This is a genomic window from Brevibacillus sp. IT-7CA2 (genome assembly GCF_949767855.1).
Classification (GTDB): Bacteria; Bacillota; Bacilli; order Brevibacillales; family Brevibacillaceae; genus Brevibacillus.
Genome location: NZ_CATKQT010000052.1, coordinates 54,455 through 79,760, shown reverse-complemented (window position 1 = coordinate 79,760; position 25,306 = coordinate 54,455). Strand labels below are relative to the sequence as shown.

21 protein-coding genes and 1 other RNA gene are annotated in these 25,306 nt (G+C 48.9%); 18 read left to right on the top strand and 4 right to left on the bottom strand.

The features are described 5' to 3' along the window. Positions 1 to 3 precede the first annotated feature (3 nt). On the bottom strand, positions 4 to 1,590 hold the full coding sequence (gene spoVB, locus ACM6JA_RS26050; RefSeq protein ID WP_414854717.1) for a stage V sporulation protein B: 1,587 nt from the start codon (positions 1,588 to 1,590) through the stop codon (positions 4 to 6). A gap of 87 nt (positions 1,591 to 1,677) precedes the next feature. Between spoVB and ACM6JA_RS26045 the strand changes: the two genes are divergently transcribed. From ACM6JA_RS26045 to ACM6JA_RS26010, 8 genes are all read left to right on the top strand, one after another. Beyond that, on the top strand, positions 1,678 to 1,914 hold the full coding sequence (locus tag ACM6JA_RS26045) for a post-transcriptional regulator (RefSeq protein ID WP_414854716.1): 237 nt from the start codon (positions 1,678 to 1,680) through the stop codon (positions 1,912 to 1,914). Positions 1,915 to 2,088: 174 nt separating this feature from the next. Further along, positions 2,089 to 3,324 (top strand): protein translocase subunit SecD, encoded by a 1,236-nt coding sequence (gene secD / locus ACM6JA_RS26040; RefSeq protein WP_414854715.1) that lies wholly within the window; start codon positions 2,089 to 2,091, stop codon positions 3,322 to 3,324. Next, positions 3,314 to 4,246 carry a protein translocase subunit SecF gene (gene secF, locus ACM6JA_RS26035; RefSeq protein WP_007717569.1) on the top strand — a complete coding sequence of 311 codons (933 nt, stop codon included), beginning with the start codon at positions 3,314 to 3,316 and terminating at the stop codon, positions 4,244 to 4,246. Before secD ends, secF begins: the two co-directional genes overlap by 11 nt. 115 nt (positions 4,247 to 4,361) lie before the next feature. Continuing rightward, positions 4,362 to 6,710 carry a single-stranded-DNA-specific exonuclease RecJ gene (gene recJ / locus ACM6JA_RS26030; protein WP_414854714.1) on the top strand — a complete coding sequence of 783 codons (2,349 nt, stop codon included), beginning with the start codon at positions 4,362 to 4,364 and terminating at the stop codon, positions 6,708 to 6,710. Between the two features lie 12 nt (positions 6,711 to 6,722). After that, positions 6,723 to 7,235 (top strand): adenine phosphoribosyltransferase, encoded by a 513-nt coding sequence (locus ACM6JA_RS26025; RefSeq protein ID WP_017247577.1) that lies wholly within the window; start codon positions 6,723 to 6,725, stop codon positions 7,233 to 7,235. A gap of 383 nt (positions 7,236 to 7,618) precedes the next feature. Then, positions 7,619 to 9,790: a RelA/SpoT family protein gene (locus tag ACM6JA_RS26020; RefSeq protein WP_007717574.1), complete on the top strand. Its 2,172-nt coding sequence runs from the start codon at positions 7,619 to 7,621 to the stop codon at positions 9,788 to 9,790. A gap of 51 nt (positions 9,791 to 9,841) precedes the next feature. Continuing rightward, positions 9,842 to 10,279: a D-aminoacyl-tRNA deacylase gene (dtd, locus tag ACM6JA_RS26015; RefSeq protein WP_048032145.1), complete on the top strand. Its 438-nt coding sequence runs from the start codon at positions 9,842 to 9,844 to the stop codon at positions 10,277 to 10,279. Between the two features lie 25 nt (positions 10,280 to 10,304). Beyond that, on the top strand, positions 10,305 to 10,856 hold the full coding sequence (locus ACM6JA_RS26010) for a short-chain dehydrogenase (protein ID WP_414854713.1): 552 nt from the start codon (positions 10,305 to 10,307) through the stop codon (positions 10,854 to 10,856). Positions 10,857 to 10,929: 73 nt separating this feature from the next. Here the strand turns inward: ACM6JA_RS26010 and ACM6JA_RS26005 are convergent, their stop codons facing one another. Continuing rightward, positions 10,930 to 11,424: a DinB family protein gene (locus tag ACM6JA_RS26005; RefSeq protein ID WP_414854922.1), complete on the bottom strand. Its 495-nt coding sequence runs from the start codon at positions 11,422 to 11,424 to the stop codon at positions 10,930 to 10,932. A gap of 233 nt (positions 11,425 to 11,657) precedes the next feature. Further along, positions 11,658 to 13,547 carry an SH3 domain-containing protein gene (locus ACM6JA_RS26000; RefSeq protein WP_414854712.1) on the bottom strand — a complete coding sequence of 630 codons (1,890 nt, stop codon included), beginning with the start codon at positions 13,545 to 13,547 and terminating at the stop codon, positions 11,658 to 11,660. 155 nt (positions 13,548 to 13,702) lie between these two features. On the opposite strand from ACM6JA_RS26000, the gene ACM6JA_RS25995 reads away from it, so the two are divergent. The 7 genes from ACM6JA_RS25995 (at position 13,703) to ACM6JA_RS25965 (ending at position 21,531) form a co-directional block, all read left to right on the top strand. After that, positions 13,703 to 13,873 carry a hypothetical protein gene (locus ACM6JA_RS25995; RefSeq protein ID WP_016739239.1) on the top strand — a complete coding sequence of 57 codons (171 nt, stop codon included), beginning with the start codon at positions 13,703 to 13,705 and terminating at the stop codon, positions 13,871 to 13,873. Between the two features lie 107 nt (positions 13,874 to 13,980). Further along, on the top strand, positions 13,981 to 15,504 hold the full coding sequence (locus ACM6JA_RS25990) for a coproporphyrinogen III oxidase (RefSeq protein WP_414854711.1): 1,524 nt from the start codon (positions 13,981 to 13,983) through the stop codon (positions 15,502 to 15,504). A gap of 491 nt (positions 15,505 to 15,995) precedes the next feature. Then, a complete protein-coding gene (hisS, locus tag ACM6JA_RS25985) occupies positions 15,996 to 17,270 on the top strand; it encodes a histidine--tRNA ligase (RefSeq protein ID WP_414854710.1) in 1,275 nt (424 codons plus the stop codon). A 24-nt stretch (positions 17,271 to 17,294) separates the two neighbouring features. Next, positions 17,295 to 19,085, top strand: a complete 1,791-nt coding sequence (aspS, locus tag ACM6JA_RS25980) for an aspartate--tRNA ligase (RefSeq protein ID WP_007717595.1) — start codon at positions 17,295 to 17,297, stop codon at positions 19,083 to 19,085. Between the two features lie 50 nt (positions 19,086 to 19,135). After that, positions 19,136 to 19,317: non-coding RNA, 6S RNA (gene ssrS, locus ACM6JA_RS25975), on the top strand. Positions 19,318 to 19,410: 93 nt separating this feature from the next. Next, positions 19,411 to 20,166, top strand: coding sequence for a ThiF family adenylyltransferase (locus ACM6JA_RS25970; protein WP_173618892.1), 756 nt, complete (start codon positions 19,411 to 19,413; stop codon positions 20,164 to 20,166). A 6-nt stretch (positions 20,167 to 20,172) separates the two neighbouring features. After that, positions 20,173 to 21,531 (top strand): replication-associated recombination protein A, encoded by a 1,359-nt coding sequence (locus ACM6JA_RS25965; protein WP_414854709.1) that lies wholly within the window; start codon positions 20,173 to 20,175, stop codon positions 21,529 to 21,531. Between the two features lie 16 nt (positions 21,532 to 21,547). On the opposite strand, the gene ACM6JA_RS25960 is transcribed toward ACM6JA_RS25965, so the two are convergent. After that, on the bottom strand, positions 21,548 to 21,721 hold the full coding sequence (locus tag ACM6JA_RS25960) for a hypothetical protein (protein WP_007717607.1): 174 nt from the start codon (positions 21,719 to 21,721) through the stop codon (positions 21,548 to 21,550). Positions 21,722 to 21,818: 97 nt separating this feature from the next. Here ACM6JA_RS25960 and cymR point away from each other — a divergent pair, with 97 nt between their 5' ends. The 3 genes from cymR (at position 21,819) to ACM6JA_RS25945 (ending at position 25,246) form a co-directional block, all read left to right on the top strand. Then, positions 21,819 to 22,238, top strand: a complete 420-nt coding sequence (gene cymR, locus ACM6JA_RS25955; protein ID WP_414854708.1) for a cysteine metabolism transcriptional regulator CymR — start codon at positions 21,819 to 21,821, stop codon at positions 22,236 to 22,238. Between the two features lie 27 nt (positions 22,239 to 22,265). Then, on the top strand, positions 22,266 to 23,411 hold the full coding sequence (locus ACM6JA_RS25950; RefSeq protein ID WP_414854707.1) for a cysteine desulfurase family protein: 1,146 nt from the start codon (positions 22,266 to 22,268) through the stop codon (positions 23,409 to 23,411). A 170-nt stretch (positions 23,412 to 23,581) separates the two neighbouring features. Beyond that, the gene (locus ACM6JA_RS25945; RefSeq protein WP_414854706.1) at positions 23,582 to 25,246 is read left to right on the top strand and encodes a methyl-accepting chemotaxis protein; all 1,665 of its coding nucleotides are present in this window, start codon (positions 23,582 to 23,584) and stop codon (positions 25,244 to 25,246) included. The last annotated feature ends 60 nt before the right edge of the window (positions 25,247 to 25,306 follow it).

The following is a 25,306-nucleotide window of genomic DNA, read 5'->3' as shown; positions in this document are numbered from 1 at the left end:
GCGCTAGCGGCGAGGGAAGAACACGGCGAGTTGTTCGCCGATCCACGGAATGCGACGCACGTCTTGCTTGCCCAAGACGCGCATGGCGACGAGCAGGACAAAGTACAGCAAGGTGCTAATGAAGGTGCTTGCAGTCAATAGCTGTCCAATCGATACGTCCATAAACCAATGCTTGGCAATGTAGGAACCGGAATAACCCATTAGTAACATGGCGATCGCGATTTTGCCGAATTCCTGAAGGTCGACCGTAAAACCAATTTTTTTGATCAGGCTGGCAAAATGCAATAATGTTCCAAGTGTAATGCCGATATTAAGAGCAATGACAGCGCCGTGAATGCCGAATGCTGGATGTGCCGTGAAAAAAAACATGGCGACAGTTTTGATGATGGCACTGATCAGCGTATTTCGAAAGACGACCTGAGCGTAATCGAGGCCTTGCAAGGCGGCTGCAAGCGGTGCTTGGAAAAACAGGAAGACGGAGAACGGTGCCAGCTCTTTTAGCAGCACGCCAACCTCCCGATACTCATTGCCGTAGAGCAGGACACATAAAGGTTCTGCAAAAATGGTGAGCAAGACGGTACAAGGTGCTCCGATGACGAGTGTAATCCGCATGGCTTGATAAATGCGGCGATGCACGAGTGGAGCATTTTTTTGATAGGCCGCTTCCGCCACGGCAGGAACGAGGGAAACGGACAAGGAATACGTTAAAAAAGTGGGGAAAAGTAGCAAAGGAACAGCCATCCCGGCAAACTGTCCGTACAAACCAGTAGCAGTCGAGGTGGTAAAGCCTGCAATGACGAGCGCGTACGGTACGAGCATCGGCTCTAGAACGTAAGCGATGGAGCCGATGATGCGGCTTAGCGTGACAGGGAGTGCGACGTGGATAAGTTGCGACAAGCTCTTTTTGCTTGCTGAAACCGTCATGAGAAGGGGCTTATCCAGAAGCTGAGCTGCTGCTTTTTTGCTGCCTTTGCGATACTGCCAGAGAATGTACAAGAGTCCGGCTGCTTCTCCAAAAATAATGCTGGCGACAGCCCCTGCTGTGGCGTACTCGATGCCTGCCGAAAGAAACGACATCGTCATGACAACAACCAGTGCCATTCGGACGACTTGCTCTACAAGCTGAGAGACCGCAGTAGGGATCATGTTTTGCTTGCCTTGGAAGTATCCTCGCAGGACAAGAGAAATGCCAGAAATCGGGATGACCGGAATGGCGGCAAGCAGAACAATGTGTGCACGAGGGTCCGCGAATAGCATTCCAGCAATCCATTGAGAGAACAAGAGGAGCAGAACACAGATGAAGAGGCTGATCCCGCCGGCGACCGACAAGGCTAGTAACAGAAATCGGCGAGTCAGCCGGGGATTATTAGCCGCTTCCGTCTCTGCCACTTGCTTTGCAATGGCGACCGGAAGTCCGAATGTCGTCACAGTAATCAGAAAGTATAAAAGGGGCACAACCATCTGATAAAGCCCCATTCCTTCCGCTCCGATAATGCGCGACAACACGATCCTGTGAGCAAAGCCAAACACTTTGGTGATGCCACCAGCAATAATGAGGATGACCGTTCCGTAAAAGAAGGATTGTTTCATGGAAGGCTCCTTTGCAAGGATAAATTCACTCAGTAAAGAATATGGACGTGCCGCTGTCGGCATGACTACTTTGAGGGGGAAATTGGGATGGACCAAGCGCAAAAACAGGAATGGTATGGGCAAGTCGCGAGTCTTTGTGTAAGTAAGGCAGAGGAATTTGCTCTCTTGGGGTATGACAATGTGGCAGCTGAAGACATATGGGAATGCGTCACGAACGGCTATAAAGTAATGCCACCGATCCACCAGCTTGTCAACGACATTTTGTCCTTGAAGACTAACAAGTATATGAATTACCTCATGATTCAAATGTACAAAAATTCTTAGTGAAACTTCTTCTTATCTAAATCGTATAGGTAAAAATGCGCGATGCAGATAAGGGGTTGGTTACCATGGTTCGCTTTTCCAGCATTAATTGACACGTTTTTTCTTCCTTCGCTATAATGGGCATATTGGTTTTCGTGTCGACGACGAGGCACGGCTAGGAAAGAGGGGTATTACATGATTAAATGGAGCAGACTTGTATTGTTCCTGGTTGTGGTGGGCTTGTTGGGCGGTTTGTTTACCACGACTGGACAAGTAGCAAGCAATATCACACTAGGATTGGATCTAAAGGGCGGCTTTGAAATTTTGTATCAGGTAGAGCCCCTGAATGAAGGACAAAAGGTCGATACAACATTATTGGCTGCAACTGCGCAAATGGTCGAAAAACGGGTGAATATCGGTGGCGTTACCGAACCAGAGGTAAACGTCGAGCTGCCGGACCGAATCCGCGTGAGGATCGCCTCCCATGATGCTGATCAGGAAAAGCTTCGTGAGTTGATCGGTAAGCCAGCTGTACTTACGTTCCGTGACGTAGAAGGCAAGACGATGATGAAAGGTAGCGATTTGGCTCCGGGGGGAGCAGCAGTCGGTTACGACGACCTGAAAAGACCGTTGGTTACCGTCAAATTTAAAGAACCGAAACTTCTAGAAGACGTGACTCGTGCAAATCTTGGTAAGCCAATGGGAATCTTCCTAGATGATACAATGCAGACCAACCCGACGATTCAGTCTGTCATTTCCGGTGGTAGTGCACAAATTACCGGTAACTATACGCAAGAATCTGCGCAAGAGTTGGCTGACTTGCTTAACTCCGGTGCAATGCCGGCCAAACTGATTGAGAAACAGGTAACATCTGTAGGGGCTTCACTTGGTGCGATGTCCTTGGAAAAAACCTTGTATGCAGGATATATCGGTGGAGCCTTTATCTTCCTGTTCATGCTGGTGGTTTATCGTTTGCCAGGTCTGGTCGCGAATCTTACATTGGCAGCGTTCATCTATCTCTCCCTGCTCTTCTTGGATTGGATGGATGCGACGCTCACATTGCCAGGGATTGCTGGTTTCATTTTGGGAATCGGGATGGCCGTGGACGCGAATATTATTACCTACGAACGTATTCAGGAAGAGATCCGTTCCGGTAAGACAATTCTATCTGCATTCCGTGCAGGTGAACGACGTTCCTTGGTCACCATTTTGGATGCACAGGTTACGGCTATGATCGCAGCTGTGGTATTGTATTTCTTCGGGACTAGCTCTATCCAAGGCTTTGCGATTATCTCGATGCTGACAACGATCGTAAGTATTTTTACAAACGTTTTTGCCTCTCGCTTCCTCCTCGGCTTGTTGATCCGTACGAACCTATTCAAGAAGCCGTCTTGGTTCGGGGTAAAGGAGAGTGAAATTGGTGAGTTATAGAGCACTAGAGTACGCTGATAAGTACAACATTGTAAAAAATCGTAAGAAGTTTTTTGTGATTTCATGGATTATTCTTGCGTTGGGCCTGCTGTCCATGTTCACTCTTGGGTTGAACCTCGGGGTTGATTTTAAAGCAGGTACACGTCTGGATATGTATATCGGGAAAGATTTCTCGACGACTGATATTGATGCGATCGTCCGGGAAAAGCTACCGGAGACATCTTTTTCAGATGTGACAGCATATGGGGAAAAACAGGCTTTTACACGCTTTGAAGAAACCATTCCACCGGAAAAGCTGACGGAGATTGAACAGGCATTGATAGCCAAGTATGGTGATCAGGTAACCAAGCAAGAGTCTACAGTTGATCCGATTATTGCACAAGAATTGGTACGCAATGCGGGTTTTGCAATTTTGTTCGCTGCACTTGGGATTGCCATCTACGTAGCGTTCCGCTTCCAGTTCTTGATTGGGGTCGCGTGTGCGATTGCGCTCTTGCATGACGTATTTATCCCGATCGCGTTGTTTTCCGTGTTTCGACTCGAGGTTGACTTGACCTTTATCGCAGCGATCTTGACGATCGTTGGTTATTCGTTGAACGATACGATTGTTATTTTTGACCGTATTCGTGAAAATGAACGCGTGATGAAGACCAAGACAATTGAAGACCTGGAACACCTGGTAAACGTGAGCTTGTGGCAGACAATGCGCCGCTCTGTCTTTACCGTGGTAACCGTTTTGGCGACAGCCGTTGCGATTGTGTTCTTGGGAAGCGAAGGGATTCGCAACTTCTCCCTCGTACTGATTTTCGGATTGCTCAGTGGTTCCTACTCTTCGATCTTTATCGCTGCGCAAATCTGGGTCTCTTTGAAAAAGAGAGAACTGAACAAGAAGCGCTTTTCAACAGCTCCAAACGAAAGCTAATCCGAAAGCCGCGGGGATATTCCCGCGGTTTTCTCCTTTTTTTACCGGAGCAAGCCTCACTATTGTCAGGCTTGTGCTCCATCCTCTATAATGAATGAGGATTGGAGGAACGCCCATGCTGAAAGCGAAAACACGCTGGAAACTGGCCACCTATGATGAGCAGCTTGCTGCTACTATTGCCGCAGATTGCCAGCTTACTCCGCTCGTATCCAAGCTTCTGGTGATACGTGGCATTGACACATCACAAAAGGCTCGTGATTTTTTGCAAGCCGGTCCAGAATTGTTTCATGACCCTTTCTTGCTGGATGGAATGGAACAAAGCGTGCATCGCATTCAACAAGCCATTCAAAGGCAAGAACCGATTTGCATATACGGCGATTACGACGCCGATGGGGTTAGCTCCACATCGCTAATGGTACATCTACTGCGCCAACTCGGCGCTGTTTTTGACTACTACATTCCCAACCGTTTTACAGAAGGGTATGGGTTACATAAAGACGCATTGGCGCATCTGCATCATAGTGGCTATAAGCTGATCATCACTGTCGATACAGGGATCAGTGCAGTGGAGCAGGTAGCGTACGCGAACCAGTTAGGTCTTGACGTCATTGTAACCGACCATCACGAACCTCCGGCAATCATCCCGGAGGCATTTGCTGTGATTAACCCCAAGAAGCCCGGCTGTTCGTACCCGTTTGATATGTTGGCGGGAGTAGGGGTCGCCTTTAAAGTGGGGCATGCCTTGCTGAAAGAACCGCCACTGCATTTGGCTGATTTGGCTGCATTGGGGACGATAGCGGATCTGGTGCCGTTGGTAGATGAAAATCGCATTCTTGCTCGAGCAGGATTAAAGCGCTTAAATCATACAAGGAACCTTGGTCTGCAAGCCTTAATCCGAGTTTGTGGGTTGGCCGATACCGAGCTGTCTGCGGGACATGTAGGCTTTGCGCTAGGACCGCGTCTGAATGCGAGTGGAAGGCTGGAGACGGCTGAATCCGCTGTGAAATTGCTGACGACTTCGGATATGGACGAAGCAGAGAAATGTGCCCAGGCGCTGGACGACTTAAACCGCGAACGTCAGGAAATTGTCGCAGCGATGACTGAGGAAGCTGTACAGATGGTGAATGAGCTGTATCCGCCTGACCAGAACAATGTTCTCGTTCTGGCTAAAGAAGGCTGGAACGTGGGCGTGGTAGGGATCGTAGCTTCCCGTTTGGTCGAACTTTTTTACCGTCCAACGATTGTGCTTGGCATTGATCCGGAAAAAGGAACGGCAAAAGGTTCGGCAAGAAGCATTGCAGGTTTTGATATGTATGAAGGTCTGACTGCTTGCAAGGAATGGCTACCCCACTATGGTGGTCATACAATGGCAGCAGGGATGACCTTGCCTGTAGAAAATCTCGACTTATTACGCCAAAAATTAAACGAGCTCGCTGGAGAGTGGTTGTCCGCTGAAGACTTCACGCCGATGACCAAAGTGGACGTTGCGATGAGCATGGAAGAGATCAGCTTGACCGCGGCGGAGCAACTCGAACAGCTCGCCCCATATGGAATGGGGAATCCAACACCGCTCGTTTTGTTAGAAGAAGTAGAAACGCAAGGGATGCGCACCATTGGGCGCGATGACAATCATTTGAAGTGTACATTGAACAAAGCGGGTACCTCTTTGGATGCAATTGGCTTCAACTGGGCACATGTAACAAAGAGAGTAACGCCCAAGGCACGTTTTCACGTATTGGGAGAACTGTCTGTAAACGAATGGAACGGAAATCGAAAGCCTCAGCTGACGATCCGTGATTTGTCTGTTGGACACCAGCAAGTGTTTGACTGGCGAGGCAGTCGTGACAAGATAGAGAAATGGCAGCAAGTGATGGCGGAGTCAAATTCGGTGACCATCCTGTTTCGCGAGGAAAGCTACGAGCCACTGGCAGCGAAAGCGACAAGCGATCAGGTGAATTCCTTGTTCGTGGTTGGTCGAGAGGGGACGAACATCACAGCCTCTTCCAACGTGATTTTGTATGATTTGCCGAAGCATCGTTCCGAATTGGAAGTGGCTCGTGTCTTGCTCAAACAAGCGGAGCGCATATACTGTTTGTTTGGTGATCCGGATTTAGGAATGGAGCGGCTTTCCTGTCCGGGCCGGGAGCATTTTAAACAGTTGTACCAGTTTTTCGTCCAGGTGCCAACTGTTAAAAAAATCCATATGGATGCGTTGGCTAGAAAGCTGCAATGGAAAAGAAATCTATTGGACGGCATGATTGCCATCTTTATGGAGCTGGAGTTTTTAGTAGAGGAGGCGGAGCAGTACACGCTCTTGGCCAACACTGTGAAAAGGCCGCTCGAGAGCTCTATGCTCTACGCGAATTGGAAGGAAGAGGCACAGCTAGCTACGGATTTATTACTTTCTTCTTCTGATGCAATGATTCAATCGCTTCATCAATTGGTGGAACCAACCACCGTTTAGGAGGAATTTTTCATGGATTTTAAACAATACATTCGTGTTATCCCAGATTTTCCACAGCCAGGTATTCGTTTCAAGGACATCACTACTCTGTTGAAGGATGGCCCTGCTTACAAAGCAGCGATTCAAGACTTGGCTGTCTTCGCACGTGAAGTACAAGCAGACGTGATTGCGGGTCCAGAAGCACGTGGATTCGTAGTAGGTGCTCCATTGTCGTACGAAATGGGAATTGGCTTTGTACCGATCCGCAAGTCTGGCAAGCTGCCATATGAATCCATCAAGGCCGATTACGACCTGGAGTATGGAAAAGATGCACTCGCTGTACACGTAGATGCTATCCAACCAGGTCAGCGTGTTCTGATTGCAGACGATTTGCTGGCGACAGGTGGAACCATTGAGACAACAATCAATTTGATTGAGCAACTCGGAGGTAAAGTAGTAGGAGCTGCCTTCTTTATCGAACTGTCCTACTTGGATGGACGTAGCAAAATAGGTGAAATTCCTATCAAATCGCTCGTTCAATATTAATTGATGCAACAAGGAAAAACGGGTGAGATGCCCGTTTTTTTCTTTTTTCTGGGGCTGTACATACTTTACAGGGGAATTCAGCTTTACAAGACGAACCACATACAAGATAATAGTATGAAATAGACAGACATGATACGTGCAAGTAAGCCTTCGCCTGCGCCAAAAGGCTTGGCAAAGCCCAAGTTTTCTAGACGTATAGGAAAGTTCAAGTGCTTCACAGTGCGAAATGCGTCCAGGCTTAAACTTTCCGGAGCGCATCACGAAGTGCCTCAGCGTCTGCTTCCGGCAATACTTCGGTGAAACTTTCCGCTATAATGCGGTCGCTCCTCCGTGAGAAGGCCTCGAACGAGGTTATTTTACTGAGAGGATAAGGGAAGGGAACTATGATTACCGGCATTGATGAGATAGTAAAAAAAGCAAGCACCTATTTATCACAATCGGATATGGACCTGATTACACGTGCCTATCAGCTTGCCGAAAAAGCGCATGAAGGGCAAATACGCAAATCAGGCGTTCCTTACATTATGCACCCAATCGCTGTGGCGGGTATTCTCGCAAACCTGCACATGGATGCCGTTACGATTGCGGCTGGATTTTTGCATGATGTCGTGGAGGATACCGAGATTACGCTTGATCATCTCCGTGAGCAGTTCGGACCGGATGTAGCTCTCCTGGTAGATGGAGTGACCAAGCTGGAAAAAATTAAATACAAGTCCAAGGAAGAGCAGCTCGCCGAAAACCACCGCAAGATGCTGGTTGCCATGGCACAGGACATCCGCGTCATCATGATCAAGCTGGCAGACCGTCTGCACAACATGAGGACACTTCGGCACATGTCCGAGGAGAAGCAACGCGAGATTTCCGATGAAACACTGGAAATCTTTGCGCCACTTGCCCATCGCTTGGGGATCGCTTCCGTCAAATGGGAATTGGAAGATACAGCGCTTCGGTATTTGAATCCGCAACAGTATTATCGGATTGTGAATTTGATGCAAAAGAAACGGGTGGAGCGCGAAGCCTACCTGAACGAAGCATCGGATACGATCAGAGAAAAGCTGGGCGAGTTAAACATCGAGGCAGAAATTTCGGGACGTCCGAAGCATATCTACAGCATTTTTAAAAAGATGACGAGACAAAACAAGCAGTTCAACGAGATTTATGACCTGCTTGCGTTGCGGATCATCGTGAATGACATCCGCGACTGTTATGCGGTTCTCGGTATCGTGCACACCCTGTGGAAGCCGATGCCAGGTAGATTCAAAGATTACATTGCCATGCCAAAGACGAACATGTACCAATCTCTTCATACCACAGTGATTGGGCCAAAAGGTGAGCCATTGGAAGTGCAAATCCGCACTTGGGATATGCACCAGACAGCTGAGATCGGGATCGCGGCTCACTGGGCGTACAAGGAAGGCAAAAGCATCGTGCAAGGCTCGTTTGCAGAGAAGCTGGGTAGTCTGCGGGAGATTATTGAAGGTGGATCGGAAGAAGCTCCGAACGCGCAAGAGTTCATGGAGAGTCTCAAACAGGATCTTTTCTCCGATACAGTTTTCGTCTTCACGCCAAAAGGCGATGTAGTCGAGCTGCCAAAAGGCTCTGTACCGCTGGACTTCTCCTATCGGATTCACTCTGCGGTAGGAAACAGAACAATTGGCGCCAAAGTGAACGGCAAGATTGTACCGCTCGACTATGCGATGAAAACAGGCGATATCGTCGAAATCCTGACCTCCAAGCATTCGTACGGGCCTAGTCAGGACTGGCTTAAGATGGCCAAGTCCGCGCATGCTCGCAATAAAATTAAACAGTGGTTTAAAAAAGAGAAGCGGGAAGAGAACGTCGCCAAAGGTCAGCAGATGGTGGAAGCGGAGATCAAGTCGCGCAGCTTTGATATTAAAGAAGCGATGACGGAAACGAACCTGAAGGAAGCGGCAGCCCGGTTTAATTTCCAAGGGGCAGAAGACATGTTTGCCGCAGTCGGCTATGGCGGTATTACGGCTTCGCAAATTGCGACTCGTCTTCTAGACAAACTCCGTCGAGAGCGCGAAGAACAAAACCCGACCATTCCTGAGGTCAAACCGAATCCAGCAAATCATTCTGCCAAGAGTGAGTCTGGCGTCAAAGTCCGTGGCTTGGATAATTTGCTCGTCCGTATTTCGCGTTGTTGTACACCTGTCCCAGGCGACCAGATTATCGGTTTCATTACAAGAGGTCGTGGGGTATCGGTGCATCGACTGGACTGTCCGAACGTACTGACAGACGAATGTACAGAGCGTCTGATTGATGTCGAATGGGATACCGATTTCAAACATAATTTCCATGTAGAGATCGAGATCACGGGCAATGATCGGAGCGGACTGTTAAACGATGTATTGCAGGTTGTGGCAGAGACAAAGACGAACATTGCGGCTGTCAGTGGCAAGTCTGATAAAAATCGAGTGGCAACGATTCATATGACCATCTCGATTAGCAATGTGGATCATCTGTTGAAAGTAGTAGAGCGCATCAAGCGCATCAAAGATATTTATTCGGTTCGCCGGATACTGAGCACCTAATCCCTATTGGATTGGGTGTTCTTGTTTAGCTAACAGGAAGGATGAGTCAGTGTGAGGGTTGTCGTACAAAGAACGAGAGAAGCGAGTGTTACCGTGGCAGGAGAGATCGTCGGACAAATTGAACACGGCTTAATGCTGCTGGTAGGAATTACGCATGAAGACACAGAAAAAGAAGTAGAATTTGTCGCAGACAAAATTGCTAACTTGCGTATTTTTGAAGACGAGGAAGGCAAAATGAACTTCTCTGTTTTAGATAAGGGTGGTCAAATTTTGTCCGTATCACAATTTACGCTGTATGGCGATTGCAGAAAGGGCAGAAGGCCGAACTTCATGGCTGCCGCACGACCAGAGCAGGCTGAACCGCTGTACGAGCTGTTTAACGCCAAGCTGCGTGAAAAAGGGCTCCAGGTGGAAACAGGACGCTTTGGCGCAATGATGGACGTACGTCTGTTAAATGATGGCCCTGTCACACTGATTGTGGAATCGTAAACACAACCATCGGGGGGATGAAAACATGGCCAAAGAAGCATTGGTGATTGGTGCGAGTGGCATGCTTACAGAGGTCTCCCGCTGGCTGGCTCGTCAAGGTTATCAAGTAACTGTACTTGGTCGTGATCCAGTTAAATTAAGAAGTGTCAGAGACGGTTCCATTCATCCAGAGTCGATTCATTTGCTGCCACAAGACTACCACCAGACAGACAGCCTGCGTCAGGCTATGGCCGAGCTCGTAGAGAAGAGAGGGCCGATGGATGTGGTTGTCGCGTGGATTCATTCGACTGCACCACATGCACTCTCTGTGATCGTGGAAGAACTGTCGCGACCTGAGCAGCGCTGGCAATTGTTGCATGTGTGTGGGAGCGGTGCTTGGAGGAATCCACCGATAGCACCTACATCAGAAGTTTGTATATATCGACGGGTCATCCTTGGGTTTACATGTGCAGGTGAGTATTCACGCTGGCTGACAAATGATGAAATTGCGGCTGGGGTGATTGACGCTCTGCAAACATCTGAACGGCAAATAATCGTCGGTCAGGTCGAGCCGTGGGAAAAACGCCCGACGTATTAATACAAATAGCGAAGACAAAAACAAAAACGATTGCCGGATGCAATCGTTTTTGTCGTTTCAGTACTAAATTGGGTCAGTGAATGAAATTGGTTGCAGGGAGGATCAGATTTTTGCCGATCAGGTTTGCGGAAATCGGCTTTTTCCCAATTTCTCGCGCCCATATCGATAGCTGCCCGACATGGTGGATTTCATGAGCGATCATGTGCCGCATAATTTCACCCCATGTGTATGTAGCGATGCTGCCGTCAGACTTCGTATCCTGAAAGGCTCTTGTTTCCATACTTTCATCCCAATTGCGTAAAAATTGAAGCACATCCGGGCGAAAAGTCGCCTCCAGGTCACGAACCTTTTCCAACCGGTTGTGAAGGTCGAAGCTTTCTTGAAAATCAGGCCTTCCCAGCATGACTTGAATCCAGCTCCATTCTACATCAATAACATGGAACAGTGTGTGCAAAATACCCCCGACACCCCCGATGCGCGCACGAAGCAATTCTTCCATTGGGACATCCTCGCACCATTTCAGCCATTCTTCACGAACCATCCAATTGTACTCAAACATCGTTTTAATAAAAATCACTCCATTTTCAAAGGTTAACTTGTGATCACCTGCGTCCATACCGTGCGATTGCTGATGTTGTGATTGTTTTTCATCCGTCATCACTCCTTTCGATGCCTTATGATATTCGCAAATCCTCTTGGAATTCCTGCTTGCCTTTCCTTGATGCGAGCGGGTACACCATAAAAGAACCCCCCATACGAGAGAGCAGCTTCTTTCGCATGGGGGGGTTTGTAAGAGAGGGATCAGCCTCCCTGATTGCTTTGTGTATTAAAGTACTGGACAATCCCTTTGAACAGACCTTCCGCTGCAAGATCCTGCTGTTTCTCGGAACGTGCGCGAATCTCATCGTTGTAGTTGGATAAGAAGGAGATCTCGGCCAAAATGGATGGCACCGGGTTTTCGCGTAGAACGAAATAGTTTCCGTAACGATAGTTCATATCCTTGTAGCTCGTCGCTTTCACTAGTTCCGTTTGAACCAGGGAGGCGAGCTTGCTAGAGTTACCTTGACTGTAGTAGAAAATAATCGAGCCATTCGTTGCTGAGTTTGGATGCGTATTATGATGGACGCTGACAAAAATATCAGCCTGATTTTGAATCGCGATGTCGACGCGCTGTTGCAGGGTCAGCTTGCGATCATCAGCCCGTGTCATGATGACTTTGGCACCTGCTGCTTCTAACTTGTTTCGCAGGAGCATAGATACTTGCAGATTGACTGTTTTCTCTAAAGTAGAGAAGCTAGAGCCAGTCGAACCACCATCTGTACCACCATGACCAGCATCGACGACGATGACTTTGCCGGCAAGATCATTACTGCGTACTACAGCTTGTGCACCATTAGCAGAAACGAGCCAGCCAGCAATGTAGCCTGTGGTGCCGTCAGGGAAGTTTACTTGGAACCACTCGCCTGATTTATTGGCAATCCCGTATTTCTCGCCAGGCTGTACCTGTTTGATAACATTGTGATCGGTACTCGGACCAGAACGAACATTGGTATCTGGATTCATGATCGTTACGTATGGGCCACTCGGAGTAGGCATGCTTGGTTGGTTCACCGTAATGTGCCAGCCAGCCACCCAGCCAGTTATTCCGGCCGCTGTGTTGATGCGGTACCAGTCTCCTTGTTTTTCCAAAACAGTCAGCTTGCTTCCGACTGGAAGTATAGCTTGAATGGCACTGGTTGTGTTCGGTTCACTGCGCAGATTCAATCCGTCCGTTTTTACTGTGGCGGTTTGACTTGAAGAAGATGGTTGTCCAGTCTGAGGTTGCGTGCTTCCGTTTCCATTTTCGGGCAGAGTCGGTTGACCTGTGTCCGGGTTGGTTTGATCGGTGGAGAGCCAAGCGTTGACTCCGTCGTATGGAAATTGAATCCAACCATTTTGTCTGTTCAAGACCGTGATTTTCTCGCCCGCATGTAGTTGACCGATAGCAGGTGTACTCGCATCTGGCGTGGCGTATACGTACGGAGCGAAATCCAAGGTTAGACTGGCTCCTTGTACGGCAGGAGGCTTCGGTTGTGATCCTGTGCCCGCAGGATTGGTTGGTGGGGGTGTACTACCAGTAGGAGGAGGAGAAACTGCTTGTCCCGCACCTACTTCTTTTACAAGCCAGTTTGCGACCCAGCCTTTTGTTCCTGCGTTGAGTTGAATTTGGAACCATTCGCCACTCTGTTGCACGATGGGGTAGCGCGTACCTGGATTGATTGTTTGTACGACTGCATATGTCTGACCGGGTCCAGAACGAACATTGAGATTCGTTGTGGTGCTCTCCACGTGCTTGGCAGATGCAGTTGCTGGTTTCTGTTGTTGTTGCTGTGTGCTGACGAGCCAGTTCGCTACCCAACCGTTTTGACCGTTCGGAAGCTTTACCTGAATCCAGTCATTTTTGGTGGAGATGACGGGTAGCGTAGCTTTGTTCGGCAGTGTAGTGACGATAGCGTCTTGGAGACTAGGACCTGAACGGACGTTGAGCTTGTCCACGGTGACCTGAACAGAACCGGCGGCCCAAGCAGCAGAAACGGGGAGGGAAATGGCACAGACGACAGTCAGGAGACTCCTCAGGATCTTTTGACGAACAAACACGATAGACATCCTTTCCGAAATACGTAGCTTTTTGAATTCATTGCTCTCTTGCATGTTTTTACCAAAATAATCACTTCGCTATTTCTCCTGCTTTTTCCTGCAAAAAACGACAAAGTTCTGCATGAGTTCCCTGATTGCTTTTCATCTGGCAAGGCAATACTAGATTTTACTAGATGCTAGCGCACGCAGCTTTTCAGGAGGAATTCATCGTGAGACAGTCAAAGAAGGAAACATTCGCGCAAGGATTGAATCGGCAGTTTTTGTCTGTTGATTTTCAAGACGATTTGGAGAAAGAAACGTCACTACAAAATGCGGAAATGGCACAAGATTTTCATCCAGGCTTGCGGGATATCCAACATCCTCGGCAAAAACGGACATGACCGTATTTGCCACCTTGCACACGATGCCACAACTTGTCTAGTTGACCCGAGTAATTCTCGTCGGCTATGATGAGGAGTGGCATTTTTGAAAAAAGCAGGTGAACTCCATGATACAGATCATATGTGAGGGACACGCATTCGAGCGGGAACTCTCCTTAATTCTCGCGTTATTTTATGAAGATCCAGCGCTCACTTTTGTGCCCGAGTGGACAGGTGAGGCTGATTTGAAAATCAAGCTGGCATTGACCGTGCATGAAAATGGAGTCGTAGCTTCGGGAGAGCTATACGATGGCAAACGAAGCATTTCCCATCAGGTGGAGCGAGACTACGTAGCACGTGATGAAAAAGCGATGAAAAAGACGGCCAAGCAAGCTCTTTGCTATGCGCTGTTATTGATGCTGGAAGAATACACGGGCATGGAGCAAGGCTGGGGTATTTTGACCGGGATACGCCCGACGAAACTGCTGCATCAGTTGAACGCCGCTGGTGTAGACAGACAGGAAGCACACAAGAGATTGCAGCAGGATGTGATTTTGCGTCCATACAAGCTAAAGCTTTTACAAGAAATCGTAGACAAGCAGCTCTACGTCGTGCCTGATTTGTATCAAATTGATCGCGAACTGTCTGTGTATATTGGCATCCCATTCTGTCCGACGAAGTGTGCGTACTGTACGTTTCCTGCTTACGCGATTCGCAGTCATACGGCTTCGGTTAATCCGTTTCTCGAAGGTCTCCATTACGAGATGGAACGGATGGGAGAGTGGCTTCGCGCGAATGACCAACGGATCACGTCCATTTATTTCGGTGGCGGAACCCCAACAAGTATTACCGCGGATGATATGAATCAGCTGTTTGAGACGATGCATCGCTCATTTCCACACATGGGAGATGTGCGCGAGCTGACGGTTGAGGCGGGAAGACCCGACACGATCACACGCGAAAAACTTGATGTGATGAAGCAGTGGGAAGTCGATCGGATCAGCATTAATCCACAGTCGTTCACGCAGGAGACGCTCCAGGCAATCGGACGTCATCACACCGTCGAAGAGACGATTGAGAAATACCATCTGGCTATGGAGATGGGCTTGACTAATATTAATATGGACCTGATCATCGGGCTGCCAAACGAAGGCGTAGCCGAGCTGGCGCACAGCCTCCAAGAGGTAGAAAAGCTAATGCCTGCCTCGCTGACGGTGCATACGCTGTCTTTTAAAAGAGCATCAGAAATGACGCAGAACAAAGACCGCTACAAGGTCGCCAGTCGGGATGAGATCAGCAAAATGATGGAGATGGCCTCCGAGTGGACAGCGGCGAACGGCTATGACCCGTACTATTTGTATCGGCAGAAAAACATTTTGGGAAATCTGGAGAATGTCGGATATGCCAAGCCAGGGCAGGAGAGCATCTACAACATCATGATCATGGAAGAGGTACAAACCATCCTTGGTCTCGGATGTGGTGCAGTATCCAAGCTGATGGCTCCAGGAAGCGGAAAGCTGACGCGCTTTCCGAATCCGAAGGACCCGAAAACATACAATGACACGTACAAGGTTCTGGTTGAAAACAAGCTCCGTGATTTGGATGAAATCTATTCGGGTGCGAGAACGGCTGGACAGGTATCTGGCAAGTAAGCGATGGATATACTTGTTATTAATAAAAAAAGTTTTATTTGAGCGCCTGTTGACGGCTGTTGGCGGGTTTGCTATGATTCACATTAAGCTTTTTTATTGAATAAGAAATGATCTGATGACGGGAACAAGTATCTAGGAACCGGATACCCAGAGAGAAAGCGCCGTGGCTGAGAGTGCTTTCGTATAACGGCTTGGTGAATGACATCCCTGAAGACCGCAGTGAACGGCTGAAAGAAATCTCTTTCCCCAGTAACTGGCAGGCGTGTGCCGGCGTTAACGGCTAATAAGTGGGATAGCCTTTTTATGATGTAGGGCTATTCAAACAGGGTGGCACCACGGGAGTATAACCAGTCTCTCGTCCCTGACATGCGGCGATTTGCTAAATGTCAGGAGACGAGGGACTTTTTTATTTGGTCATAAATAAAAGTTCCTTGATCCTGAAGGTTTGGCTTTAGCCCGAGTTTTTGAAAAGACATGGAGGTTCGAGAGGAATGACAAGAATCCAGATCCCACGCGGTACGCAGGATATCATGCCTGGTACTGTAGAGCTGTGGCACTACGTGGAGGCCAAGGCCCGCGATCTGTGTCGCCGCTCCAATTACGCGGAAATTCGCACGCCGCTGTTTGAGAGCACAGAGTTGTTCCAACGGGGAGTTGGCGAGACGACTGACATCGTGGAAAAAGAAATGTACAGTGTAGCCAATCCGCGCAGTACGGATGCTCTCACGCTGCGTCCAGAAGGGACAGCGGGTGTTGTTCGTTCCTACGTGGAAAACAAGCTGTACGGTGTGCCTAATCAGCCTACCAAGCTGTACTATCTGGGACCGATGTTCCGTCACGAGCGTCCGCAAGCAGGCCGCTATCGCCAATTCGTCCAATTCGGTGCAGAAGCGATCGGTTCAAGCGATCCAGCGATCGATGCAGAAGTCATTGGCCTTGCGATTCGTCTGTATCAGGAGCTCGGATTGACTGGACTGTCTGTGGAATTGAACAGCGTAGGTACGGTAGAAGACCGGGCGCGTCACCGTGAGCATTTGCTCGCACATTTGAACGGTGTTCGCTCCGAGTTGTGCGAGGATTGCCAATCTCGTATTGATCGCAATCCGCTGCGCGTGCTCGATTGCAAAAATGAAAAATGCAAAACATTGACGATGGACGCTCCGTCCATTTTGGACTACTTGAGCGAAGAATCAGCGGCTCACTTCGAAGCCGTACAAAACTATTTGACCGCGCTGGATATTCCGTTTCATGTGAATCCGCGTCTGGTTCGCGGCTTGGACTACTACACGCTGACCGCATTTGAAATCAAAATGGCAGAGATCGGTGCGGTAGAAACGCTTTGTGGCGGTGGGCGCTACAACGGACTGGTTGCAGAGCTGGGCGGCGACGATATGCCGGGCATCGGCTTCGCGCTCAGTATCGAGCGTCTGCTGTTGGCTCTGGAAAAGCAAGGTGTTCAACTGCCGATCTCGGGTGGCATCGACTGCTTCGTAGTGGTGCAGACACCAGAAGCGAAAACAACAGCTTTCGTACTCGTCGACCAACTGCGCCAAGCAGGGATTGCGGCTGAGCTGGATTATCTGGATCGGAAAATGAAAGCACAGCTGAAGCAAGCAGATCGTCTACAGGCTCGTTTTACGGCGATCATCGGTGAGTCTGAATTAGCGAATGGCACGTTTGTTCTAAAAGAAATGGCAACAGGCGAGCAACAAGAAGTGAAACGCGAGGAACTCGTTTCGGTACTCGCTGCAAAAGTAAATCCATAAAACAAATTGTTGGGGGAAATGATCATGTCTTGGCAATATCGCACCGTACATGGTGGAGAAGTAACAACAGCACACGTTGGGCAAGAAGTCGTACTGAATGGATGGGTACAAAAGCGTCGCGACCTCGGAGGCGTCATCTTCATTGACTTCCGTGACCGCACTGGCATCGTCCAAATCGTATTCAACCCAGAGTACAACAAAGAAGCTTGGGAAGCGGCTGACAAGGTTCGCAGCGAATACGTACTGGTTGTAAAAGGGAAAGTTGTAAACCGTGCACCAGAAGCAATCAATCCGAAGCTGAAAACCGGCGAAGTAGAAGTGCACATCTCTGAAATCGAAATCTTGAACGATGCAAAAACGCCTCCGTTCCTGATTGAAGACGAGATCGATGTAGATGAACAAGTTCGTCTGAAATACCGCTACTTGGACTTGCGTCGTCCTGAAATGCAGCGCTCCCTGATTTTGCGCAGCAAAGCAGCGAAAGCATTCCGTGACTACTTGGATGAGAACAACTTCGTGGAAGTAGAGACACCAATTCTCCAAAAGAGCACTCCCGAGGGCGCACGTGACTACCTCGTGCCTTCCCGTGTACATCCAGGCGAGTTCTACGCACTGCCGCAATCGCCACAGCTGTTCAAACAGCTTTTGATGGTATCCGGTTTGGAGCGCTATTACCAAATCGCTCGTTGCTTCCGTGACGAAGACCTGCGTGCTGACCGTCAGCCTGAATTTACCCAAGTGGACATTGAAACCTCTTTCCTGTCTATGGAAGAAATCCTGCCAATGATGGAAAAGATGGTTGCTCACGTATTCAAGCAAACGGTTGGCGTAGACGTACCGACTCCATTCCCTCGTCTCACGTATGCGGATGCAATGGCGCGTTACGGTTCTGACAAACCAGACGTACGTTTCGGCATGGAGCTGACAGACGTATCTGATCTGGTTGCGACAAGCGACTTCAAGGTGTTTGCAGCAGCTGTAGCTGGCGGCGGACAAGTAAAAGCGATCAACGCAAAAGGCTGCGGACACTACTCCCGAAAAGAAGCAGATGACCTGGGCAAATTCGCTTCCCGTTATGGCGCAAAAGGCTTGGCTTGGATCGGCTTCAAAGACGGCGAAGTCAAAGGACCAATTGCGAAGTTCTTTAAAGAAGAAGAACTTAACGAGATGAAAGCACGCTTGGCGGTAGAAGAAGGCGACTTGCTCCTGTTCGTTGCTGACAAACCAAAAGTAGTAGCAGATGCACTGGGTGCTCTTCGTTCCAAGTTGGGTGCTGAACTCGGTCTGATTGACCAAAGCCAGTTTGCATTCCTTTGGGTGGTAGACTTCCCGCTGGTTGAGTGGGATGAGGATGCAAAACGCTACGTTGCCCTGCACCATCCGTTCACACGTCCAAAAGACGAAGACCTGCACCTGTTCGACACCGATCCAGGTCAAATGCGCGCACAAGCGTACGACATGGTTCTCAACGGATACGAGCTCGGCGGAGGTTCCATGCGGATCTTCAAGCGCGACGTGCAAGAAAAAATGTTTACCACACTTGGCTTTACACTAGAAGAGGCGCGTAAACAATTCGGCTTCCTCATGGATGCATTCGAATACGGTACACCTCCACACGGTGGAATTGCTCTTGGCTTGGACCGCCTGATCATGCTTTTGGCTGGCCGTACTAACCTGCGTGAAGTCATCGCATTCCCGAAAACAGCAAGTGCGAGCGACCTGATGGTAAATGCTCCAGATGTAGTAGACGAAAAACAATTGAAAGAGCTGTCCATTGCAACAATTGTCACAGAAGAAGAAAAGGTGGAAGCGTAATCGACTTGCGCAACTGCATTGCTCTTTGATACATTGGTAATACTATGATGAAAGCCCTGCGATGCTCGTGACATCCGATAGTTTTGAGCCACAAAGTTTGTTTAGGGAGTTTTTCGTCCGTGATTGTAAAGGCATGCCTCCTTAGAGTGGACGTCTGTAACAGTTCGGCAAGACACCCACCTGCGATGAGCAGGTTCAAAACTAAGGAGTAACACGACATAATGGGGCTCCTTTTTTCTACTTCAATCCTACTTTTCCGATTGACTATAAGTAAGTGTGAAACTACCACAATAATCTCGCTTGCGAATGAAAGGTGACACGAAATATGCTTCATCAATTTTCTCGTTGTGAATTGGCCTTCGGTCCCGAAGGTTTGGAAAAAATGAAAAATAGCCGCGTTGCAGTATTAGGAATTGGTGGAGTCGGTTCCTTTACAGTAGAAGCACTCGCGCGTACAGGTGTAGGCAAGCTCATTTTGGTAGATAAGGATGTAGTAGACATTACGAACATCAACCGCCAAATCCATGCGACGCTGAACACAGTCGGTCAAAAAAAGGCTGAGCTCATGAAGGAGCGTATTGCGACGATCAATCCAGAGTGCGAGGTCGTAACACTCAATATGTTCTATAATGAAGAAACAGCGCATGAGCTGTTTGAGCATGAACTGGATTACATCGTGGATGCCATGGATACCATGTCCGCGAAGCTCCATGTAATTAAAGAAGCGAAGCGTCGCAATATCCCTATTATTTCTAGCATGGGTGCGGCCAACAAAATGGACCCGACCCGTTTTGAGGTTGCCGATATTTCCCAAACGAGTTATGATCCGATTGCAAAGGTCATTCGTCGTGAGCTGCGGAAAAGCGGTATCTACAAAGGGGTAAAAGTTGTATATTCCCGTGAGATTCCCGTAACCGTACGTGTAGATGTACGCGAACAGATCGTTTCCAACCCGAATTCACCGATTAGCAAAGTACGGATGCCTCCAGCAAGTAATGCTTTCGTGCCTTCTGTGGCTGGTTTAATTTTGGCCAGTGTAGTGGCAAGAGATATTTTGGAGTGGCAGCCTGTAAAAGGATAGTGGAACATGGATGATTTATTCACGTTTGCCTACGACCAGCAGGGTGGCGGCAAACAGAAGCCATTGGCTGCACGGATGCGGCCACAATCGATTCAGGATGTAATCGGGCAATCGCATATTTTGGCTCCTGGAATGCTGCTCCGACGCGCGATTGAAGCAGATCAAGTGTCCTCTGTCATTTTTTACGGACCTCCAGGTACAGGGAAAACAACGCTGGCAAAAGTCATTGCCCGGACCACACGCACGCATTTCTCCGAGTTAAATGCCGTAACGGCCGGTGTCGCTGACATCCGCAAAGTGGTGGATGCGGCAAAGGAGCGGCTCGTCATGGACAGTCAGCGGACAACGTTGTTCGTAGACGAGATTCATCGCTTCAACAAATCGCAACAGGACGCCCTTCTTCCTTATGTAGAGGAAGGCACGATCATTTTGATTGGCGCTACGACGGAGAATCCTTTTTTCGAGGTGAATCCGGCGCTTTTGTCGCGTTCACAAGTGTTTTCCCTTCAATCGCTTTCTCATGAGGAATTGAAGCAGGTCATGGATCGGGCACTTACTGATGAAGAAAACGGATTGGCGGAGCTATTTGTTTCTGTAGAACCGGAAGCGGCAGAGCATTTGATTCAATACGCGGAAGGGGATGCCAGACGTTTACTGAACGCATTGGAGCTGGCAGTGACAACGACGCAACCAGGAGCGGATGGGCGAATTACCGTGACGTTGGACGTCGCCGTAGAATCCATTCAGCGCAGGGCTGTACGTTACGATAAGAGTGGGGACAACCATTACGACACGATCTCCGCTTTTATTAAATCCATTCGTGGTTCTGATCCGGACGCAGCTCTTTACTGGCTAGCGAGAATGATCGATGCCGGAGAAGATCCGCGCTTCATTTCTCGCCGTTTGGTCATTTCGGCTTCAGAGGACATCGGAAATGCTGACCCGCAAGCGATCACAGTTGCGATTTCCTGTTTTCAGGCGGTAGAATTGGTGGGAATGCCTGAAGGGCGTATCCCTTTAGCACAAGCGACGACATACCTGGCAACCGCCCCCAAAAGCAATGCCGCTTACAACGGAATTAATTCTGCGTTGGATCGTATCCGAACGGATGGTCACAAGCAAGTACCGATTCATCTGCGAGATTCTGCTTACAAGGGAGCTGCGAAGCTGGGACACGGTCAGGGATATCTGTATCCGCATAACTATCCATATGGGTATGTACCTCAACAGTATCTGCCTGACGGTGTAAACTACTCGTTCTACCAGCCAAAGGACCACGGCTATGAGCGTCACATTCGCCGCTTCCAGGAAGAAAGACAGAAGATGGATGGACATGGATTGCCAAGGAAAAACTCCCCCGAATAATAGGGGGAGCTAACATTTACGTGCGGACATTTCCGCCTGGTTTATTGGGCAAATCACCGTTTTCATTCGGTTGTTTGCTCTGCTCACTCGCACCGTAACGGGCTTTGTGAGCAATCGTGCCTGCGGGTTGTTCGTACAAGGTGTCGGACGGGTGGTTGCGACCTCGTTCCGAGCGTTTGTTCGTTGTCATCTGCATATCACCCCCTAAGATGTTAGTGTGTCCCACGATACTGAGGACATGTAGGGGGCGGGCGCGTATTACCGATACAAAGAGGAGAGTTGTTAACGTGAAGATTTCGACGAAAGGACGTTACGGGCTGACGATCATGATGGAATTGGCCAACCGTTGCGGAGAAGGGCCGACTTCACTGCGGAGCATCGCCCAAAAACACGATTTGTCCGAGCATTATTTGGAGCAATTGATTGCACCTCTGCGCAACGCGGGTTTGGTAAAAAGCATTCGTGGCGCATATGGCGGTTACGTTCTGGCAAAGCAGCCGGATGAGATTTCTGCTGGCGATGTGATTCGCGTGCTGGAAGGACCGATCAGCCCTGTGGAATTTGCAGAGGAAGAAGATCCGGCTAAGCGTTTTTTATGGCTGCGCATTCGGGATAGTATTTCTTCTGTTCTGGATTCGACATCCCTTCAGGACTTAATCAGCTTTGAAGACGATGGTCCTGGCGATAATTATATGTTTTATATCTAGAATATAAGTTGGTAGAAGGTGACAGCAGTGTCAGATCTAATGTATTTTGACCATGCAGCTACTACGCCTGTACATCCGCGGGTAGTTGCTGCTATGACTCCCTATTTGACTCACGTATACGGGAATCCATCTAGTGTCCATGGTGCAGGTCGCGAAGCGCGAAAAGCGTTGGAGCATGCGAGAGACACGATTGCCGACTTTATGGATGCTGATCCGCAATCGCTCATCTTTACGAGTGGCGGGACAGAAGCGGACAATATGGCAATCATCGGCGCTGCAATGGCACAGCGCGAACGTGGTCGTCACGTCATTACTTCGCAAATCGAGCACCATGCAGTCTTGCATGCTTGTGAATTTTTGGAGCAGGCAGGATTTGAAGTGACGTACTTGCCTGTTGACCAGGCAGGCATGGTCTGCTTGGATGATCTGAAACAAGCGGTGCGCCCGGATACGGTACTGGTGTCCATTATGTACGGGAACAACGAAGTAGGAACGATCCAGCCAATTGAGGAAATCGGTACCTTCCTGCGTGAAAAAGGGATTGTTTTTCATACGGATGCCGTGCAAGCTTTTGGTGTACTTCCTATCCATGCACGGGAGCTGCCTGTTGATATGCTCTCGGTATCCGCCCATAAAATTAATGGTCCAAAAGGAGTCGGCGCTTTGTATTTAGCGCGTAAGGTTCCGTTTTCCCCGATTTTGCACGGCGGTTCACAAGAACGCAAACGCAGAGCGGGAACGGAAAACCTGGCCGGGATTGTTGGGTTTGCCGAAGCGACAAAGGTCGCTGGCGAGGAAATGGCCGAGCGGGTTGAAAAGTATGCGCAGATGAAAGCAGAGATGATCGCAGTCTGGCAGGAAGCAGGAATTACGTACTGCCTGAATGGACATAGCGAGCAGGCATTGCCGCATATTTTAAATGTGTCCTTCCCGGGTGTTCATACAGAAACCATGCTGATGAATCTGGATATCGCCAAGATTGCAGCAGCGAGTGGCTCAGCTTGTACATCCGGATCATTAGAACTGTCACACGTGCTAATAGCGATGCATGTGGACGAGAAGATTGCTCATTCAGCGATTCGTTTCAGCTTTGGGATTACGAATACGGTGGAAGAGGCAAAGCAGGCTGCTACAGCGATTGCTGCGATTGTAAAGCGTTTGGTACGCGAATAACGAAGGATGAAAGCCGTTTGGATGAAGCCAAGCGGTTTTTTCATTTGAGCAAAAGTGGGTTTCTTATTGGAGTTTGTGGTGAATTGTGGAAGAGGATGGTAGAATGATTCTGTAGTACTAATCCTGAAGAACTATTATAATTCGGATCATCCGATAAGGAGAGGACTTTCATGTTGGCCAGACGCTACTCTATTCGCTACAAACTGGTGTTTACGATACTCATCCTAACCATGCTTCCATTAATGGTCGTCGGCTATATCCAATTTGAAAATGCACGCAGCGCGCTATACAAGCTGGCTGTATCTGACTTGCAATACATAACGGAAATGAAGGCACGCGAGCTAACTGTTTACGCTCAAGATACAACGATTAGTGAGGGAAACAGACAGAAAATTAACGAACTAACACGTGAAGTGGCCGAACACTACTACAAGCCAAATGGTATGGTTGGCTACGCCTATATCTTGGATGCGAGTGGAATTGCCATCTTTCATCCAGACCCGAAAGTCGAGAATACCTCTTTGGCGAATGAAGAATTCACACAAGTCATGCTCGCTCAAAAAAACGGCTGGATCGAATATGAATTTGGAGGCTCTACCAAAGTGGCGGCGTATAAGCAGCTGCCAAACGGGTGGATTTTAGTCATTGGCAGCTACGAGAATGATTTGCTGACGACGATTGAGAGCAGTCGTCCGATGATGTTTCTCCTCAACCTGGTGAGTGCTACCTTAGCGCTCGTCACAGGCATTTTTATTGTCAACAAGCTGGTACGACCGCTAAAAGAGCTGGTATCGGCAATGAAGCGTGCAGAGACAGGAGATTTGACCTCGCATGTGACTGTACGTTCCCGGGATGAGCTCGGGGAATTATCGTCGATGTACAATGAGATGATGGGGGTATTTCGCAGCATGGTCAACGAGGTGCAGCGAGTAGCCCAACAGGTCGCAGCAGCTTCGGAAGAATTAACAGCGAGTGCGACAGAAAGTGCCCGTGCTTCCGAACAGATTTCCATGGCTTCTTCGGAAATCGCTACAGGTTCCGAACAACAAAAACAAACCGTGACAGATACAGTACGCTTTTTGTCTCGCATCGGAGGAGATATCCAACTCATTGCGGCCTCGACCTCTCAAGTAAATGCTGACGCGACAGACGCGAATCGATTGGCACAGGTTGGGGAGGGCAAGCTGCATGAGCTCGTACAAGAAATGGATCAAATCACGGATCATGCCCGTCGAACGGAGCAGGTTATCCGCGAGCTTGGCTCTCAATCCGAGCAAATCATCGGAATCATCACGATCATTCGTCAAATATCCAACCAGACGAATCTATTGGCTTTGAATGCCGCCATCGAGGCTGCGCGGGCGGGGGAACAGGGACGCGGCTTTGCGGTTGTGGCCCAAGAGGTACGGAAGCTGGCTGAGCAATCGGGTGAGGCTGCAGAAGAGATCGCAGGCTTGATTCATACGATCCATACAGATATTCTCGCGGCTGTATCGGAAATGGGAACGACTGCCGTCGCTATACAGGATGGACGCGAAGGAGTGGTGCAGGCAGGAGACAGCTTCCAGCAAATATTGGTGGCGGTTCAAGACGTCAGCCAGCAAGTACATCGTATGAACGATGCAGCCCAAGCGATTCATCGCGATACAGTTCAATTGGTGAGTCACTCCGAAAGAATAGCTGGACTTGCGGAAACAGCGTCCAGAGATACGCAGGAAGTGGCAGCAGCGTCTGAAGAACAGACAGCAACGTCTGAGGAAATGACGGCAGCATCAGAAACGCTTGCGAAAATGGCCGAGCAGTTGTCAGAACAAGTAAAACGATTTACAATTTAAGACGAGCATATGAGAAATCCACTTTCAAGAGAAGTGGATTTTTCCTTTCTGGAACGGTTT